This is a genomic window from Streptomyces sp. UH6, assembly GCF_013421635.1.
Lineage (GTDB): Bacteria > Actinomycetota > Actinomycetes > Streptomycetales > Streptomycetaceae > Streptomyces > Streptomyces abyssomicinicus.
This window is the reverse complement of sequence record NZ_JACADT010001447.1, coordinates 1-1,018: the sequence shown is the minus strand read 5'-3', so window position 1 is coordinate 1,018 and position 1,018 is coordinate 1. Positions and strand designations below refer to the sequence as shown.

The window sequence follows — 1,018 nt, the reverse complement described above, 5'->3', positions numbered from 1 at the left end:
TTCCCGAGCCCGGCCTGCGGGCGCTCGCGGAGCCGGCGCCGCACCACGGCGAGGGCGGCGCGCTCGGAGTCGCGCTGGGTGGAGACCGAGACGTACTCCCCCGCCGCCATGGACATCGACCCGGCGAGCAGCCCGGCCAGGCCCGCGGTCAGCAGGGCGTCGCGGCTCTCGGTGGCGCCCGCGACGCCGACCACCAGACCGGCGGTCGAGACGATGCCGTCGTTGGCGCCGAGCACGGCGGCGCGCAGCCAGTTGAGCCGGACGCCGAGACCTCGGGGACCGCGCCCCTTTTCCTCCTCTTCGAGAGCTTCGCGACTTTTCCGCTCTTGACGGCTTTCGTCTGGTTCCTGTTGTTCCGCCACATCGGGAGGATGGCACCGGACATGCGTCCGGTGGGGTACCGACGCTCCCCGGACGACGGAGGTGTCGGCCCTGGCGCTTATCCTCGTTGACCATGCTCGAAGACCGCACGCCCGAAGCGTCCACCGCTCCCTGGCCGGCCGCGTATCCGCAGGGGTACGCGGTCGTCGACGTGGAGACCACCGGACTGGCCCGGGACGACCGCATCATCTCCGCGGCCGTCTACCGGCTGGACGCCCGCGGCGAGGTGGAGGACCACTGGTACACCCTGGTCGATCCGGAGCGCGACCCGGGCCCGGTGTGGATCCACGGGCTGACCAGCGACGCGCTGGCGGGCGCGCCGCTCTTCGCCGACATCGCCGAGGAGTTCGCGGCCCGTCTCGCGGACCGGGTGCTGGTCGCGCACAACGCCGTCTTCGACTGGCAGATGATCGCCCGCGAGTACGCCCGGGCCGGCCGCGAGGCCCCGGTGCGGCAGCGGCTGTGCACCATCGCGCTGGCCAAGGCGCTGGCGCTGCCGCTGCCCAACCACAAACTGGAGTCGCTGGCGGCGCACTTCGGCGTGGTCCAGCGTCGCGCCCACCACGCGCTGGACGACGCCCGGGTGCTGGCCGAGGCGTTCCGTCCCAGCCTGCGGGCGGCTGCGGCCTCGGCGCTG

2 protein-coding genes are annotated in these 1,018 nt (G+C 73.6%); one reads left to right on the top strand and one right to left on the bottom strand.

Translation table 11 applies throughout. From position 1 onward, the window contains the following. The coding region (locus HW445_RS32495) for a VIT1/CCC1 transporter family protein (protein ID WP_180224326.1) at positions 1–248 on the bottom strand (248 nt) is incomplete at its 3' end. A gap of 206 nt (positions 249–454) precedes the next feature. On the opposite strand from HW445_RS32495, the gene HW445_RS32490 reads away from it, so the two are divergent. Further along, positions 455–1,018, top strand: a 564-nt coding sequence (locus tag HW445_RS32490) for an exonuclease domain-containing protein (RefSeq protein ID WP_257231456.1), incomplete at its 3' end; no start/stop codon positions are given.